Genomic DNA, 17,314 nt, shown 5'->3' with positions numbered 1-17,314 from the left:
AGTTTATGATATAAAGTTTATGAATAAAGGATAAAATTATCTGAGTAGAAATTTTTGGCGGAAGATCACAGGAGTCGAACCTGCCCGGGAACGCTGGCGTCCCCAACTGGATTTGAAGTCCAGCCACCTCACCGGAGATGACGATCTTCCGCGCCTCGATTGCTACATGGAGGCGGGGCGCATTATAGCTACTTTCAGGCATTTACCACATACCCCACACCACTTTTTTCACCTCTCTTTTGACCTCTATCCCCCTGTTTCAGTTAATTCCTAAGAAAATCCTCATGTTAGCCTTTCGTGCTCTCCAATATTTACCGCGATCACAAAAAACAAGAAACGTAATCTGCTAACCAGAAAACGCAATACCCGCCGTTGAAACAATGGTTTAAAACCAATGCAACCGGTCTCAGCGCCCCCTACAGCGTGAAGGATAAAAAAGATGAGCGAAGTATTGTCAGTAAAAGAGAAGATTGGCTACGGTATGGGTGACGCCGCCAGCCACATCATTTTTGATAACGTCATGCTTTATATGATGTTTTTCTACACCGATATTTTCGGCATTCCCGCTGGGTTTGTCGGCACCATGTTCCTGCTGGCGCGCGCGCTGGATGCGATCTCCGACCCGTGTATGGGGCTGATCGCCGACCGCACCCGCAGCCGCTGGGGCAAGTTCCGTCCGTGGATTTTGTTCGGTGCCATCCCGTTCGGCATCGTCTGCGTGCTGGCCTACACCACGCCGGACCTCAGTCTCAACGGAAAAATGGTTTATGCCGCCGTGACTTACACCCTGCTGACCCTGCTCTATACCGTGGTCAACATCCCGTACTGCGCGTTGGGCGGGGTAATCACCAGTGACCCGACGCAGCGTATATCCCTTCAGTCCTGGCGCTTTGTGCTGGCGACCGCGGGCGGCATGCTCTCCACGGTGCTGATGATGCCGCTGGTGAACCTGATTGGCGGCGACGATAAGGCGTTCGGCTTCCAGGGCGGGATCGCCGTGCTGTCGGTGGTCGCGTTCCTGATGCTGGCGTTCTGCTTCTTCACCACCAAAGAGCGCATCCAGGTGCCGCCGAGCACCACCTCCATGCGGGAAGACCTGCGCGATATCTGGCAAAACGACCAGTGGCGCATTGTCGGCGTGCTCACCATCCTCAACATTCTCGCCGTCTGCGTGCGCGGCGGGGCGATGATGTACTACTGCACCTGGATCATGGGCTCGCCGGAGGTGTTCGTCGCATTTCTCACCACCTACTGCGTCGGCAACCTGATCGGCTCCGCGCTGGCGAAACCGCTCACCGACTGGAAGTGCAAGGTCAGCATCTTCTGGTGGACCAACGCCGCGCTGGCGGTGGTCAGCGTGGCGATGTTCTTCGTCCCGATGCACGCCACCGTGCTGATGTTCGTCTTTATCTTCGTTATCGGCGTGCTGCACCAACTGGTGACGCCAATCCAGTGGGTGATGATGTCCGATACCGTCGACTACGGCGAATGGACCAACGGCAAACGCCTGACCGGCATCAGCTTTGCGGGCACGCTGTTCGTGCTGAAGCTCGGCCTGGCGCTGGGCGGGGCGATGATCGGCTGGATGCTGGCAGGCGGCGGCTACGACGCGGCGGCCAAAACCCAGAACAGCGCGACCATCAGTATCATTATCGGCCTGTTTACGCTGGCGCCGGCGATCTGCTACGTGCTGAGCGCCATTATCGCCAAACGCTACTACACGCTGAAAACCCCCTTCCTGACCAAAATCTTGGGCGAGCTGGCGCAGGGCGCGCGCCGCAATCAGCAGGATTTAGAAAACCTGCCGGTCAGCAAAGAATTGCAGAACTAAGAGGACGAAAGCATGAAAATCAGTGATGGAAACTGGCTTATTCAACCGGGCCTGAACGTGACCTATCCGGTTCAGGTGTTCGACGTGGAGCAGCAGGGCAATGACCTGGTGGTGTATGTTGCGCCGCGCGACGTGCGTGAGCGCACCTGGCAGCTCGACACGTTGATGTTCACGGTGCGTCTGTTTTCCCCGCAGGAAGGGATTGTCGGGGTGCGCATCGAGCACTTCCAGGGCGCGCTGAACAACGGCCCGCACTATCCGCTGAACGTTCTGAAAGACGTGAAGGTCGAGATTGAAAACAACGCCGAATTTGCCGAGCTGAAAAGTGGCAGTGTCAGCGTGCGCGTCACCAAAGGCGAGTTCTGGGCGCTGGATTTCCTGCGCAACGGCCAGCGCATTACCGGCAGCCAGCTGAAAAACAACGGCTACGTGCAGGACAGTAACACCGACCGTAATTACGTGTTCGAGCGTCTGGATCTGGGCGTGGGGGAAACAGTCTACGGCCTGGGCGAGCGCTTTACCGCGCTGGTGCGCAACGGCCAGACGGTCGAAACCTGGAACCGCGACGGCGGCACCAGCACCGAGCAATCCTACAAAAATATCCCGTTCTACCTGACCAACCGCGGCTACGGCGTGCTGGTGAATCATCCGGAAAACGTCTCGTTTGAAGTTGGCTCCGAGAAAGTGTCAAAAGTGCAGTTCAGCGTGGAAGGGGAATATCTCGAGTATTTCGTGATCGACGGCCCGACGCCAAAACAAGTGCTGAACCGCTATACGCAGTTCACCGGGCGTCCGGCGCTGCCGCCTGCGTGGTCGTTCGGCCTGTGGCTGACCACGTCGTTCACCACCAACTACGACGAAGCCACGGTGAACAGCTTTATCGACGGCATGGCCGAGCGCGACCTGCCGCTGCATGTGTTCCACTTCGACTGCTTCTGGATGAAGGCCTTCCAGTGGTGCGATTTCGAGTGGGACCCGGTGACCTTCCCGGACCCGGAAGGGATGATCCGCCGCCTGAAAGGGAAAGGGCTGAAGGTCTGCGTGTGGATCAATCCGTACATCGGCCAGAAATCCCCGATCTTCCAGGAGCTGAAAGAGAAGGGCTACTTGCTCAAGCGCCCGGACGGCTCTCTGTGGCAGTGGGACAAATGGCAGCCGGGGCTGGCGATTTACGACTTCACCAATCCGGAAGCGTGCCGGTGGTATGCCGACAAGCTGAAAGGCCTGGTGGATATCGGCGTCGACTGCTTTAAGACCGACTTCGGCGAGCGTATCCCGACCGACGTGCAGTGGTTCGACGGGTCCGATCCGCAGAAGATGCACAACCACTACGCCTACATCTATAACGAGCTGGTGTGGAACGTGCTGAAAGAGACTGTCGGCGAAGAGGAGGCGGTGCTGTTTGCCCGCTCGGCGTCCGTCGGGGCGCAACAGTTCCCGGTACACTGGGGCGGCGACTGCTACGCCAACTACGAATCGATGGCGGAAAGCCTGCGCGGTGGGTTGTCGATTGGCCTGTCCGGCTTCGGGTTCTGGAGCCACGATATCGGCGGGTTCGAAAACACCGCTCCGGCGCACGTCTATAAACGCTGGTGCGCGTTCGGGCTGTTCTCCAGCCACAGCCGTCTGCACGGCAGCAAATCCTACCGCGTGCCGTGGGCGTACGATGACGAGTCCTGCGACGTGGTGCGCCACTTCACGCAGCTGAAATGTCAGCTGATGCCGTACCTGTACCGTCAGGCGGCGCTGGCCCGCGAGTTCGGCACGCCGATGCTGCGTGCGATGATGCTGGAGTTCCCGGACGATCCGGCGTGCGATTACCTCGACCGTCAGTACATGCTGGGGGATTCCATGATGGTGGCGCCGGTGTTCTCCGAGGCGGGGGACGTGCAGTTCTACCTGCCGGAAGGCCGCTGGACCCACCTGTGGCACAACGACGAAATCCATGGCAGCCGCTGGCATAAGCAGCAGCACGATTTTATGAGTCTGCCGGTCTACGTGCGCGACAACACTCTGCTGGCGCTGGGCAACAATAACCAGAAGCCGGACTACGCGTGGAACGCGGGGACGGCCTTCCAGCTGTTTAACCTGGAGGATGGCGCAGCGGCGGTGAGCGAAGTGCCTGCGGCGGACGGGTCTGTGGCATTTACGCTGAAGGCATCGCGTCAGGGCGACATCGTGACCTTTACCGGCGCGGGTGACGCGCAAAACTGGTCGGTGTGCTTGCGCAACGTGCAGAAGGTGAGTGGCGTGAAAGGCGGCTCGCACGCGGGCAGCGAGTGGGGTGTGGTGGTGAAAGCGGAGGGGGATGAGGTGGTGGTTCAGCTCTGAGGTGGAAAATGCCCGGTGGCGCTTCGCTTACCGGGCCTAAGGTAATTATGCGCTCTGATGCCCTCACCCTGACCCTCTCCCACAGGGAGAGGGAACAAACATCAAAAACTTTATTGCACAGGCGTTGCAACCACGCCGCCCGTCATCGTCTGCTCAACCTGCTGCTTATCCATATTTACCGCGCTCAGCTTCCCATTCACCGTTGGCTTCAGTGGGGCATTCGCCTGCACGCTGCCGCTGGCGGTCATCTGAATATTGCCGTCGCCCGTAATCGGTAACGCAGGCCAGCCCCACTGCTGCAGCACGTTGAGCGGTACGCCGCGCCCGTTCAGGCTCACCGTGGTCTGCCGCTGCGGGAGCTGTGAAACCGTCGCCGTGGCTTCCAGAATACCTTTCTCGGTAAAGGCGCTCAGGTCGCTAATGTTCACCGTGGCGGCGTTGGCATTCAGCGCCAGCGACGGACGGCGCACGTCGACGCGGTTAAAGGTCGCCGCCGCGCCGTTTAATGTTGCGCTGCCGCCCCAGACGCCCCACTGGCGATCTTTCGCCAGCTGCAGGTTTGCGCCGTAGCCGTCCAGGGAGGTGATCTGCCACGGGAAGGCGGGATTGATGTCGATCACCAGGTTGCGGCTCAGGCCGAATTTTTGCAGCGTGACGCTGTTCAGCCATTCCGGCAGCGGCTCCATCCACAGCGTTTTCCAGTTTTCAGGAAGGGTGTACTCCAGCCCGGCGATGGCAACATCGTCCAGAACCAGCGCTTTACCGTCGCGCAGCCAGTTGCCGGACGTGCGCACCATACCGCCTTCCCAGCGGGAGGTGAACTGACGCAGCGCTATGCCCTGCGGGGAAAACTCCGCATTCAGGATCGGGTCAAACAGATGCAGCGAGCCGAAGATAAACTCGCTGGCGTTCATGGACAGGCGACCTTCCTGGCTCTGCCAGTCGCCTTTGCTGAGAGTCAGGTTGCGCAGGCTTAAGTCGAGATCGGTCACCGCCCAGTCCGGGCCCTGCAGGCGGGCATCGGTGACCTCCAGACGGCCAATTTGCAGGGAAGGGATGGTAGCCAGCGGCGCGAAGAACGCTTTCAGCGTTTTGTCGCTCTGCAGGCGGATCTCGTTCAGGCGCATGGTGTCGATTATCCAGCTTCCGTCAGCGTTACGCAGGGCGGAGCCGGTGAGCGAGCCACGGGCCATATCGGCACCAATGGTGTTCAGCACCACCTCCTTGCCGTTCAACTGGCCGTCGATTAGCACGTTGGTGGTCGGTACGCCGTTCAGGGTCAGCGAGCCGGCGCTCATCTGGATCTTCGCGTTTTTACCCAGCACGTTCCCGGCTTCTGGCTGCCATGGGCTGACGCCGCCCGTGACCTTCTGTGCGCTCAGATCCCATTCAGTATTCGGGCTATTAAAGGCCATATTGTTCAGCTGCAGACGATCGGCCTGGAAGGGCAGCGGCGCTGTTTGAGGCGAGAGATTCAGCGTGCCGTCGAACAGGGTGATAGTGCCCATGTGCAGCGGAGCGGTGATCTGACGGCTGCTCAGGCCAATATCGACTTTTTTGGCAACTAATGTGGCGGGTTTACCGTCCCGCCCAAAGGTGACATTTTCCAGAATGAGGTGGGAAGGCGATGAAAAGCGGTGATTCATCTTGTCGAAACTGAGTTCGTAGTCGGTATTCACCGTAATCCAGCTGCTGACCTGCGCCGCGCCCCAACGGGTCTGGAGCAAAATATAGAGCGCTAGCAGCACAATAAGCAGGGCTACCAGAAGATAGACGAGTAGCTTTCCAATAAATTTCATGGTCTTCCATCCCGCGAAACGAACATAAGGGAGTTATGCACGATTTATGCGCAATGCTCAAGGCGGGAATGGTGTAATTAGATGTCACGGCAGGCATTGACTGCCTGCCGTGAGGGAGATCAGTTCTTCTCAGGCGGGAAAACGAGGTTCAGCACGATAGCGGTGATACCGCCCGCGGCAATGCCGGAAGAGAGCAGGTTTTTAACCCAGTCCGGCGCAAACTGCAGGATCAGCGGCTGCTGGGAAACACCCAGACCAACGGCCAGCGACAGCGCGATAATCATGATTGCGCGGCGGTTCAGCGGCTCGCGGGAGACGATACGCACGCCGGAGGCCGCGATAGTCCCAAACATCACCAGCGTTGCGCCGCCCAGCACCGGCTCAGGAATGTGCTGCACAAAGCCGCTCACCGCCGGGAACAGGCCGAGGACGATCAGCATCAGCGCCACCACGAAACCAACGTAGCGGCTGGCCACGCCGGTCAGCTGGATCACACCGTTGTTCTGGCCGAAGCAGGAGTTCGGGAAGGTGTTGAATACCGCAGAGACAAACGAGTTCAGGCCGTTCGCCAGCACGCCGCCTTTCAGACGCTTCATGTACAGCGGGCCGGAAACCGGCTGCTCAGAGACGTCGGAGGTAGCGGTGATATCACCGATGGTCTCCAGAGAAGTAATCATAAAGACCAGCATCAGCGGCAGGAGCAGACCCCAGTCAATGCCCAGACCGTAGTACAGCGGCGTGGGGACAGCGATCAGCGCGCTGTTGGTTGGCGCGGTGTTCTCCGGCAGCATCCCCAGCGCCCACGCCAGCAGATAACCCGCCGCCATGGCGATCACCAGCGAGGCGACGCGCAGGTATGGGTTACGCTGGCGGTTAAGCAGAATAATGATGGCCAGCACGACGCCTGCCAGCAGCAGGTTTTTCGGCGCGCCAAAGGTGTGGTCGCTCATGGCGGCATAGCCCCCACCGATGGAGGTAAGACCCACCTGAATCAGCGACAGGCCGATAATCATCACGACGACGCCGGAAACCAGCGGGGTGATCACACGGCGAGCCAGGTGCAGCACGCGGGAGATGACCATCTCCGTGCAGCTGGCCAGCATCAGCGTGCCGAACAGCGCCGCCATCATGGTCGGGACATCCGCGCCGCCGGTTTTCAGGGCCGTACCGCCCATGATCAGGGGAGCAACGAAGTTAAAGCTGGTGCCCTGAATCGACAGTAGCCCAGACCCCACCGGGCCCCAGGCTTTAATTTGAATAATGGAGGCCACGCCGGAGGCGAACAGAGACATACTGATAATGTGCTGCGTGTCCTGCGCCGGTAAGCCGAGCGCCTGGCAAATCAGCAGCGCCGGGGTGATCACCGCAACAAACATCGCCAGAAGATGCTGGCAGGCGGCGAAAAGCGTCTGCGGCAGCGGCGGACGATCTTCAAGACGGTAAATCAGTTCGCTATTTTGCTTCTGCGCAATCGGTTGCGCATCAGGCGACTCTATGGTGTTAACGGACATCGGCGGCAATCCCACGGTGGAAAAGCGGGCATTTTATCTGACCACCTGGTAAAAGCAAACGATTGCCAGCAAAAAAAAGGAAGAAAATCTGCCGCTGTGAGCAGGTTTTTTACAACCTATCGGAAAAAAAAATTACACTTTTTGCGCCGGGGCTCATGACGAGCGCAAACCGGCCCAGGATAACGCCGCGTGTGTATGGAATACGCGCATAACAGGAGCCTTTTATGATTCATCTCGATACGTTGTCGACCCTTGTTGCCGCAACGCTGGTTCTTCTGCTTGGTCGCAAGCTGGTCCACAGCGTTTCCTTTCTGAAAAAATACACTATTCCTGAACCTGTCGCCGGCGGTCTGCTGGTGGCGCTGGCCTTGCTGATACTGAAAAAAAGCATGGGCTGGGAAATTGATTTTGATATGTCCCTGAAAGACCCGCTGATGCTGGCTTTCTTTGCCACCATCGGCCTGAACGCCAACCTGGCAAGCCTGCGCTCGGGCGGTAAGGTGCTCGGCGTGTTTCTGATTGTGGTGGTGGGGCTGCTGCTGATGCAGAACGCCATTGGCATCGGTATGGCAACGCTGCTGGGGCTGGATCCGCTGATGGGGCTGCTGGCGGGGTCGATTACCCTTTCGGGCGGTCACGGCACCGGCGCGGCGTGGAGCAAGCTGTTCATCGAACGCTACGGTTTTGAAAACGCGACGGAAGTGGCGATGGCCTGCGCGACCTTTGGCCTGGTGCTGGGTGGCCTGATTGGCGGCCCGGTAGCGCGTTATCTGGTGAAGCACTCCACCACGCCGAACGGCAGGCCAGACGATGAAATGGTGCCGACCGCGTTCGAAAAGCCGGACGTTGGACGCAGCATCACCTCGCTGGTGATGATTGAAACCATCGCGATGATTGCCATCTGCCTGACCGTGGGCAAAGTGGTTGCGCAATGGCTGGCGGGAACGGCGTTTGAACTGCCGACCTTTGTCTGCGTGCTGTTTATCGGGGTGATCCTGAGCAACGGTCTGGCGCTGATGGGCTTCTACCGCGTGTTTGAACGGGCGGTATCGGTGCTCGGCAACGTCTGCCTGTCGCTGTTCCTGGCGATGGCGCTGATGAGCCTGAAGCTGTGGGAGCTGGCCTCGCTGGCGCTGCCGATGGTGGCGATTCTGGCGGTGCAGGCGCTGTTTATGGCGCTTTATGCCATGTTCGTGACCTGGCGCATGATGGGGAAAAACTATGATGCGGCGGTGCTGGCGGCCGGTCACTGCGGGTTTGGTCTGGGGGCTACCCCCACGGCTATCGCCAACATGCAGGCGATCACCGAACGGTTCGGGCCATCGCATATGGCGTTTCTGGTGGTCCCGATGGTCGGCGCATTCTTCATTGATATCGTCAACGCGCTGGTGATCAAGCTGTACCTGATGCTGCCGATATTTGCCTGAGATCAGGCGTTGGAATACCGTTCGGTTTCAGGCATCCAGCGCTCAATTAACGCTGCCGCCTGTTCGGGGTAGCGTTCATGAATATGGCGCGCAAGGCGCTGAACTTCGGGGATCATGGCCTGATCGCGCAGTAAATCCGCCACTTTAAATTCAGCATTTCCCGTCTGGCGCGTGCCCAGTAGTTCGCCCGGGCCGCGTATCTCCAGGTCTTTTTGCGCAATCACGAAGCCGTCGTTGCTATCGCGCAGCACTTGCAGTCGCATCTGGGCGGTTTTTGAAAGCGGTGCTTTGTAGAGCAGGACGCAGTGGGACGCTACCGCGCCGCGGCCAACGCGCCCGCGCAGCTGGTGGAGCTGGGCAAGCCCCAGACGCTCCGGGTTTTCGATAATCATCAGGCTGGAGTTCGGGACGTCCACCCCCACTTCAATGACCGTCGTGGCGACCAGTAAATGCAGTTCACCCTGCTTAAACGACTGCATCACCGCCTGCTTTTCGGCTGGCTTCATGCGTCCGTGAACCAGGCCCACGTTCAGCTCGGGCAGTGCCAGCTTGAGCTCTTCCCACGTCGCTTCGGCGGCCTGGGCTTCCAGCAGTTCAGACTCTTCAATCAGGGTACAGACCCAGTAGGCCTGGCGCCCTTCATGGGTGCAGGCGTTGCGCACGCGGTCAATGATGTCGCTGCGGCGCGTATCCGGTATGGCGACCGTCGTCACCGGCGTTCGGCCCGGCGGCAGTTCGTCGATGGTAGAGGTATCCAGATCGGCGTAAGCCGTCATCGCCAGGGTACGCGGGATCGGCGTGGCGGTCATGATCAGCTGATGCGGGTGGAAGCCCTGCTGCAGCCCTTTTTCCCACAGCGCCAGACGCTGATGCACGCCGAAGCGGTGCTGCTCGTCGATAATCACCAGCGCGAGGCCGTTAAACTGCACCTGCTCCTGAAAGATAGCGTGTGTGCCGACAATCATCTGCACCTGGCCGCTGGCGATGGCTTCCTGCTGCGCAAGACGCGCTTTGCCTTTTTGCTTTCCGGCAAGCCAGCCCACTTCAATCCCGAGCGGTGCGAACCAGGCGCGGAAATTGTTAGCGTGTTGTTCAGCCAGCAGTTCGGTTGGTGCCATCAGCGCGACCTGTTTGCCGTGGGCAATCGCGCGCAGGGCGGCCAGGGCGGCAACCAGCGTTTTACCTGAACCTACGTCGCCCTGCACCAGGCGCATCATCGGCACGTCGAGCGCCATGTCGCGCTCAATCTCGGCGGTGACGCGCGCCTGCGCGCCGGTGGGCTTAAAGGGCAGCGAGGCCAGCAGCTTATCTTTGAGCACATCATTCGGGCTTAACGGCTGAGCGTGGAAACGCTGCGCGCCGGCGCGCAGCGCCAGCATGCTCAGGTTATGCGCCAGTAATTCCTCAAGGATAAGACGCCGTTGGGCGGGGTGTTTACCGCTTTCTAAATCGCTGAGCTGCAGCGTTGGCGGCGGGCGGTGCAGGGTGCGCAGCGCCTCGGGCAGGCTCATCATCCCCTGAGCCAGTTCTGGCGGCAGCAGTTCGGTAATGGCACAGGTGTCCAGCAGCTCCAGCGCCTGATCGGTGAGCTTACGCAGCGTCGCCTGCTTGATGCCTTCGGTCGTCGGGTAAACCGGGGTGAGCGTCTCCTGCAGTTCCGGCGTGCTGAGATCGCCCTGCACGCGGTACTCCGGGTGGATCATCTCTGCGCCGTATTTCCCGCGTTTAGCTTCGCCATAGGCCAGCACCCTACGGCCGGTCGCCAGACTGTTCTTCATCGCCGCGCTGAAGTTGAAGAAACGCATGGTGAGGATGCCGGTGCCGTCGCTGATCTGACAGGTCATCATCCGGCGTCCGCCGAAAGTGATATTGCAGTTCAGGACTTCGCCTTCAACGGTGGCGTAAATGGCGGGAAGCAGATCGCCAATCTTGTAGAGCTGAGTGCGGTCTTCGTAACGCAGGGGGAGGTGAAGCAGGAGATCCTGCACGGTGTGCAGGCCAATTTTTGCCAGCTTATTGCTTTGCGCCGCGCCCACGCCCGTCAGGCTGTTGAGCGGGATAGCATCCAGCAGGCGGCCTTTCATCGGTTACCCGGCGTACTGCATGGTGGCCCACCACTCGGCATCGGCTTCAATTTCGCCCTGCGCGTTGACGTGGGGGTAAGGCAATTTTTTCTGCTTCGCAACGCGTGCCAGCACCGGATAGCCACCTTCAAACAGCAGGCGCTGCTGTTCTTCTTCCGGCAGCATGCTGTTGCTGCGCTCGTACATCCCGGCGTTCTGACGCTGGCGCTGCGCTTCATACAGAATGAGCGCGGACGCCACGGAGACGTTAAGGGACTGGACCATGCCGATCATCGGAATGATGATGTCCCGATCCGCCAGATCCAGCGCTTCCTGGGAGATCCCGGTTTTCTCCTGACCCATCAAAATGCAGGTCGGGCGGGTATAGTCGATCTCGCGGAAATCCACGGCCTTATCGGACAGGTTTGTCGCCAGGATCTGCATCCCGCGTCCTTTCAGATGCGATACGGCATCGCCAATCGTCTGGTGAGATTTGACGGATACCCAGCTGTTACTGCCTGCCGCAGCAGAGACCATGGTTCGCATCCGGTGACCCGGCCAGACGGCGTGCACTTCATGCACGCCGACGGCATCTGCGGTACGGACGATGGCAGAGACGTTATGAGGTTTATGCACCTGCTCCATGCAGACCGTCAGGTCAGGCTGGCGTCTGGCAAGCATTTCGCAGATACGGGCATAACGTTGTGAATTCATAAACCTAGTTTCGGTTTCGGGTGACTTTAATCACGTCCGGCATGACGCGGATCTTGCGCATAATGTTCGCCAGATGCACGCGGTCGCGAGCGGTCAGACGGATAAAGGCGCTATAGACGCGGCCGTCTTTTTCTTCCGTATTCAGGCTCTGAATGTTGGACGAGGCCGTGTTGATGGCTGCCGTCAGGTTCGCCAGGGCACCCTGGTGGTTGAACATATCCACCTTAATTTCGGTGATAAATTCCTGCGCCGTCTCTTTATCCCACTCGACCGCCATAAACTTCTCGGCTTCTTTCTGGTAGCCGCGAATGTTACGACAGGATTCATGGTGGATAACCAGCCCTTTGCCCGGACTGACGTGCGCAATAATCGGGTCGCCAGGGATTGGACGGCAACATTTTGCGAAGGTGATCAGCACCCCGTCCGCGCCTTTGATCGGCAGATGAGCATGGCCGGATGCGCCTGGAGCAGATGGCGTCGCTTCGCCCTGCTGCAGGTTTTTCGCCACCACGACGCTCATCGCGTTACCCAGACCAATTTCCGCCAGCAGATCGTCCAGAGACGTGAGCTTCATACGGTCGAGTTCACGCTGAATATGCTCCGGTGGGATCTCAGCCAGCTTGCGGCTGCCGCCCAACGCGTGGTTGAGCAGACGACGCCCCAGGCTGACGGAGTCATCGCGCTTGAGGTTTTTCAACAGCTGACGAATTTTGGCACGCGCTTTGGAACTCACGACAAAGTTCAGCCAGGCCGCGTTCGGACGTGCACCCGGCGCGGTAATAATTTCTACCGTCTGTCCGCTGGAGAGCGGCTGAGACAGCGGGTAAGGCTGTCTGTCGACGCGCGCGCCCACGCAGGCGTGCCCGATATCGGTATGCACGGCGTAGGCGAAGTCGACCGGCGTTGCGCCCGCAGGCAGTTCGACAATGCGGCCTTCTGGGGTGAAAACGTAAATCTCATCCGGGAAGAGATCGGATTTAACGCTCTCGATAAATTCGAACGAGCTACCCGCACTCTGCTGAAGCTCCAGCAGGCTCTGCATCCAGCGCTGGGCGCGGATTTGCGCGGTGGTGCTGCTTTCGCCACCGTGCTCTTTGTAAGCCCAGTGTGCGGCTACACCCATCTCTGCCATCTGGTCCATGTCTTCGGTGCGGATCTGCACTTCAACAGGCACGCCGTGCGGACCGATCATCGAGGTATGCAAAGATTGATAGCCGTTCGCTTTCGGAATGGCGATGTAATCTTTCATGCGCCCCGGGCGCGGTTTATAGAGGCTGTGCATCTGCCCCAGCACGCGGTAGCAGGTGTCAGAGTCGTGGACAATTACGCGGAACGCGTAGATATCCATGATCGAGTGAAAACGCTGCTCTTTGAGCACCATTTTGCAGTAGATGGAGTAAAGATGTTTTTCGCGACCGCTGACGCGGCACGGGATTCCCGCTTCCTGCAAACGCCCTTCAATTTCAGAGAGGATCTTTTGAATCATCTCTTTACGGTTACCGCGTGCGGCTTTCACCACCTCTTTAATCACGCGATAGCGGTTCGGGTACAACGCTTCAAAGCCCAGCTCTTCCAGCTCGGTTTTGATGTGGTGGATACCTAAACGGTGCGCCAGCGGACTGTAAATTTCGAGGGTTTCACGGGCAATGCGGCGACGTTTATCTGGGCGAAGTGAGCCCAGCGTGCGCATGTTGTGGGTACGGTCAGCGAGTTTGATGAGAATGACGCGGATATCCTGCACCATCGCCATAATCATCTTGCGGAAGTTTTCGGCTTGCGCCTCTTTCTTGTCGCGGAATTTCAGCTTATCAAGCTTAGAGACCCCTTCCACCAGCTCGGCAACGCTTTTGCCAAACAGCTGTTCCATATCCTGGTAGGTGGCAGGGGTATCTTCGATCACGTCGTGCAGAAGGGCGGCCATCAGCGTTTCGTAGTCGAGTTTCATCTCGGCCAGAATACAGGCTACCGCAACCGGGTGCGTGATGTAGGGTTCACCGCTTGAACGTGTCTGGCCCTCGTGAGCGTCACGTGCAACGAGATACGCCTGCTGAAGACGCTTAATTTGGTCTTCAGGCAGGTAGGTTTGAATCAGTTGATTCAGGCTTTCAAACAGATACAAGGGCGACCCGCAGGTTTAATTAACGACGACCTTCAGCAATGGCGGTTACGGCCTGCAGTTCTGCGGCTTCCTGCTCTTGCTGCTCCTGGCGCTCACGCACGTCGAGGATCTGGTTGTTGATCAGACCTTCTTCGATTTCGCGAAGTGCAATAACGGTGGTTTTATCGTTTTCTTCCGGTACCAGCGGATCTTTACCGCCTACCTGCATCTGACGAGCGCGACGCGCGGCGACCAGCACCAGGTCAAAACGGTTACCAATTTTCTCTACAGCGTCCTGAACAGTTACGCGTGCCATACTTAAAATGCTCCACAGGTGAAGAAATGACTGGGCATGATACTGAAAGTGGGTTCAGTCTGCCAACAGTTTGGTGATTAATGCGTCATGTCGCTGCTTCTGGCGGCTCATACGCAGTCGTTCTGCGCGAAGAATGGTTTTGAGATCGCTCAGCGCGGCATCAAAATCATCATTCACAATAAGGTAATCATATTCCGCGTAATGGCTCATTTCTGCAACTGCCTGTTCCATACGCTTTGCGATGACTTCTTCACTGTCCTGACCGCGGCCACGCAGGCGGCGATCCAGCTCATCCTTCGACGGCGGTAAAATAAAGATACTGCGCGAGTCAGGCATTTTCTTGCGAATTTGCTGTGCGCCCTGCCAGTCGATGTCGAGGAACACATTCACGCCCGTCGCCAGAACCTGCTCAATGGTTTCACGCGAGGTGCCGTAGTAGTTACCAAACACTTCTGCGTGTTCAAGAAACGCATCTCTGCCGATCATCGCTCTGAACTCGTCGTGATCCACAAAGAAATAGTGTTCACCGTGCACTTCACCCGGACGCGGCGCTCGCGTGGTGTGAGAAACAGAAACCTGTGTGTCGTACAACGGTTGGGTTTTTAACAGTGCCTGAATAAGGCTGGATTTACCCGCGCCGCTAGGGGCAGAAACAATATAAAGCGTGCCTTGAGCCATGAGAGTCTTTTGTATGTGTTAACGAAGAAGTCCTACATACGGGCTTATTATACACGTCGCCGCTGTGTGACGTAGCCTTTGTCACACTTTTTCCCCTGGATTATTGAATTTTGCGTACCGTTTTCAGGTTTTACCTGCGGTTTGCAGCAATAAAAATTAACGCTGGATAGCGCCTCGCAACATGAAAGGTTGCTATTAGCGTCGTTTCTCACGTCAGGTTATACCTCCTGCATTGCAAAGGAGGGATAGCGATGTGGCGGTGGATAAGCGGGTTAATGCTGTTGTGGTGTGGTTACGGGGCGGCGGTGTGCCCGGTGTGGTCACAGGCAAAAGCCGAAAAAGAGATTGCGTCATTAAGTGCACAAATCAAACGCTGGGATGAGGCTTACTGGAAGCTGGGGGTGAGCGAGGTCAGTGACGAAGTGTATGACCAGCTCAACGGCCGTTTAACCCAGTGGCAGCGCTGTTTCGGCAACGATTTTGCTGAGAGCGCCCTTCCTGCGCTGGAGGGAAACGTAAAACATCCTGTTGCCCATACGGGGGTACGTAAAGCAGCCAGCAAAGAAGCGCTGAGTCACTGGATGCACGGCCGGAAAAATCTCTGGATGCAGCCAAAAGTCGATGGCGTGGCGGTGACGCTGGTGTATCGCAACGGAAAGCTAGCGCGGGCCATCAGCCGTGGTAATGGGCTAAAAGGCGAGGACTGGACGGCCCGCGTGCGTTTGATCCCGTCCGTGCCCAAGGAGGTATCCGGCGCGCTTGCAAACAGCGTCTTACAGGGGGAGCTTTTCTGGCTACGCGAAAACCACGTCCAGCGGCAGATGGGCGGAATGAATGCTCGCGCAAAAGTGGCGGGCGCGATGATGCGACAAAAGGACAACGCGCTTCTGAGCCAGACAGGAATATTTATCTGGGCCTGGCCGGATGGACCGAAGGGAATGGAAAACAGGCTTTCTGAGCTGTCCAGCGCAGGCTTTTCCCTGACGGCGCGCTATACGTTGCCCGTACAAGCGGTTGATGCTGTTGAAAAACAGCGTTTGGCCTGGCAAAACACGGCATTGCCCTTTGCCACGGATGGCATAGTGGTTCGGTCTGCGGAGCCACCTTCAGGGGAGAGTTGGCTGCCCGGCGAAGGCAACTGGATTATCGCGTGGAAATATTCGCCTGCGGCACAGGTCGCAGAGGTCAGGAATATTCTTTTTTCCGTGGGGCGCACGGGCAAAATTTCTGTCGTGGCGGCACTTGAGCCTGCGCAGTTGGACGATAAACGGGTGCAGCGAGTGAGTCTCGGTTCGGTTGGTCGCTGGGAGAGGCTGGATATTGCCCCGGGCGATCAGATCCAGGTCAGCCTGGCAGGGCAGGGTATCCCTCGGTTTGATAAGGTGGTCTGGCGAGGGGCGGACAGACAAAAACCTGAGCCTCCGGCCTCGCGTTATCACTCCCTGAGTTGCTTTTATGCCTCGCCGGAGTGTATGGAACAGTTCTTTGCCCGGCTGACGTGGCTCAGTTCAAAGCAGGTATTCAACATTGAAGGATTAGGTGAGTCAGGCTGGCGCACACTCTGGCAGGCGCATCATTTTGAACATCTCTTTTCGTGGCTGCTATTAACGCAGGAGCATCTGCAGTCGACGCCGGGATTCTCTGCCGCACGCGGGCTGGCGCTCTGGCATCGCTTTAATCAGGTGCATGAGCAGCCTTTTATCCGCTGGATTATGGCGCTGGGTGTTCCGCTGCCACAGGCCTCGCTGAAGGCGTTGGAAGATGTGTCGTGGCAGAAGATGAGCGAACGCAGTGAAAAGGCCTGGCAGGCCTTGCCGGGTACGGGAGCGGAGACGGCGCGGCAAATCGTTGCCTGGCTGCACGCGCCAGAGATCGATGTGCTGGTCAGGTGGCTTGCTCAGCAGCACATCAATGGGTTCTGAGATCAGTGGGCGCTGTGCTTATAGTGAAACACGGGCAATCCGAGCTTCAGACGCAGCGCCAGCATGCGGGCCGTAAAGCCAAACAGCAGCGTGGAGATGACCACCACGTCGTGGTTCGAAACGTAATGCTGCAGGGCAATGTAGAGCACCGCTGCGGCGAAGGAGATGCCGGCATACAGCTCTTTTTGAAAGACCAGAGGAATGCGCTTGCAGAACATATCGCGCAGCACGCCGCCGAAAACGCCCGTCACCACGGCAGCAATGGTGGCGATAACCGGGCCTTCCCCCATATCGAGCGCGATTTGCGCGCCGATGATCGAAAAGACGATCAGCCCCAGCGCGTCAAGCACCAGGAACAGGCGGCGCAGATGGGGCATAACGGGTGCCACGATGGTGGTTAATACGGCAGCCGTTGCGACGATAATCACATACTCAGGATGTTTCACCCAGCCGAGCGGGTAATGGCCAAGCAGGATATCGCGGACGGAACCGCCGCCCAGCGCGGTTGCAGTGGCAATAATGATCACGCCGAAGGTGTCCATCCGGCGACGCCCGGCGGCAAGAGCGCCAGTCATGGCTTCAGCGGTGATACCAATAAGATAAAGAATGTGAAGCAGCATATAC

The 17,314-nt window shown here is 58.2% G+C and carries 12 protein-coding genes and 1 tRNA gene; 4 read left to right on the top strand and 9 right to left on the bottom strand.

The genetic code is table 11. The features are described 5' to 3' along the window. Positions 1 to 55: 55 nt before the first annotated feature. Positions 56 to 150 (bottom strand) — tRNA-Sec (locus IM271_RS15570). Positions 151 to 439: 289 nt separating this feature from the next. Between IM271_RS15570 and IM271_RS15565 the strand changes: the two genes are divergently transcribed. Both IM271_RS15565 and yicI read left to right on the top strand, forming a co-directional pair. Next, entirely contained in the window at positions 440 to 1,831 is a 1,392-nt protein-coding gene (locus IM271_RS15565) for a glycoside-pentoside-hexuronide family transporter (protein WP_193052834.1), read from the top strand. 12 nt (positions 1,832 to 1,843) lie between these two features. Next, positions 1,844 to 4,162, top strand: coding sequence for an alpha-xylosidase (gene yicI / locus IM271_RS15560; protein ID WP_193052833.1), 2,319 nt, complete (start codon positions 1,844 to 1,846; stop codon positions 4,160 to 4,162). 110 nt (positions 4,163 to 4,272) lie between these two features. Here the strand turns inward: yicI and IM271_RS15555 are convergent, their stop codons facing one another. Beyond that, entirely contained in the window at positions 4,273 to 5,961 is a 1,689-nt protein-coding gene (locus IM271_RS15555; RefSeq protein ID WP_193052832.1) for an AsmA family protein, read from the bottom strand. Positions 5,962 to 6,080: 119 nt separating this feature from the next. Next, entirely contained in the window at positions 6,081 to 7,472 is a 1,392-nt protein-coding gene (xanP, locus tag IM271_RS15550; RefSeq protein WP_045260073.1) for a xanthine/proton symporter XanP, read from the bottom strand. A 224-nt stretch (positions 7,473 to 7,696) separates the two neighbouring features. Here xanP and gltS point away from each other — a divergent pair, with 224 nt between their 5' ends. Beyond that, a complete protein-coding gene (gltS, locus tag IM271_RS15545; protein ID WP_047366905.1) occupies positions 7,697 to 8,899 on the top strand; it encodes a sodium/glutamate symporter in 1,203 nt (400 codons plus the stop codon). A gap of 2 nt (positions 8,900 to 8,901) precedes the next feature. Here the strand turns inward: gltS and recG are convergent, their stop codons facing one another. From recG to gmk, 5 genes are read right to left on the bottom strand one after another with little or no spacing between them, the layout of a single operon-like run. Beyond that, positions 8,902 to 10,983 carry an ATP-dependent DNA helicase RecG gene (gene recG, locus IM271_RS15540; RefSeq protein WP_048958508.1) on the bottom strand — a complete coding sequence of 694 codons (2,082 nt, stop codon included), beginning with the start codon at positions 10,981 to 10,983 and terminating at the stop codon, positions 8,902 to 8,904. A gap of 3 nt (positions 10,984 to 10,986) precedes the next feature. Continuing rightward, the gene (gene trmH, locus IM271_RS15535; RefSeq protein ID WP_028015010.1) at positions 10,987 to 11,676 is read right to left on the bottom strand and encodes a tRNA (guanosine(18)-2'-O)-methyltransferase TrmH; all 690 of its coding nucleotides are present in this window, start codon (positions 11,674 to 11,676) and stop codon (positions 10,987 to 10,989) included. Between the two features lie 4 nt (positions 11,677 to 11,680). Then, on the bottom strand, positions 11,681 to 13,795 hold the full coding sequence (spoT, locus tag IM271_RS15530) for a bifunctional GTP diphosphokinase/guanosine-3',5'-bis pyrophosphate 3'-pyrophosphohydrolase (RefSeq protein ID WP_028015011.1): 2,115 nt from the start codon (positions 13,793 to 13,795) through the stop codon (positions 11,681 to 11,683). Between the two features lie 19 nt (positions 13,796 to 13,814). Further along, on the bottom strand, positions 13,815 to 14,090 hold the full coding sequence (gene rpoZ / locus IM271_RS15525; protein ID WP_000135058.1) for a DNA-directed RNA polymerase subunit omega: 276 nt from the start codon (positions 14,088 to 14,090) through the stop codon (positions 13,815 to 13,817). A gap of 54 nt (positions 14,091 to 14,144) precedes the next feature. Further along, entirely contained in the window at positions 14,145 to 14,768 is a 624-nt protein-coding gene (gene gmk / locus IM271_RS15520; protein ID WP_010426438.1) for a guanylate kinase, read from the bottom strand. Positions 14,769 to 15,019: 251 nt separating this feature from the next. Between gmk and ligB the strand changes: the two genes are divergently transcribed. After that, entirely contained in the window at positions 15,020 to 16,690 is a 1,671-nt protein-coding gene (gene ligB / locus IM271_RS15515) for an NAD-dependent DNA ligase LigB (RefSeq protein ID WP_193052831.1), read from the top strand. Positions 16,691 to 16,692: 2 nt separating this feature from the next. On the opposite strand, the gene IM271_RS15510 is transcribed toward ligB, so the two are convergent. After that, a complete protein-coding gene (locus IM271_RS15510) occupies positions 16,693 to 17,310 on the bottom strand; it encodes a trimeric intracellular cation channel family protein (RefSeq protein WP_023334014.1) in 618 nt (205 codons plus the stop codon). Positions 17,311 to 17,314 lie beyond the last annotated feature (4 nt).

It is taken from the genome of Enterobacter cloacae complex sp. I3, assembly GCF_014896175.1.
GTDB lineage: Bacteria > Pseudomonadota > Gammaproteobacteria > Enterobacterales > Enterobacteriaceae > Enterobacter > Enterobacter bugandensis.
This window is presented reverse-complemented; position numbering and strand designations above follow the sequence as displayed.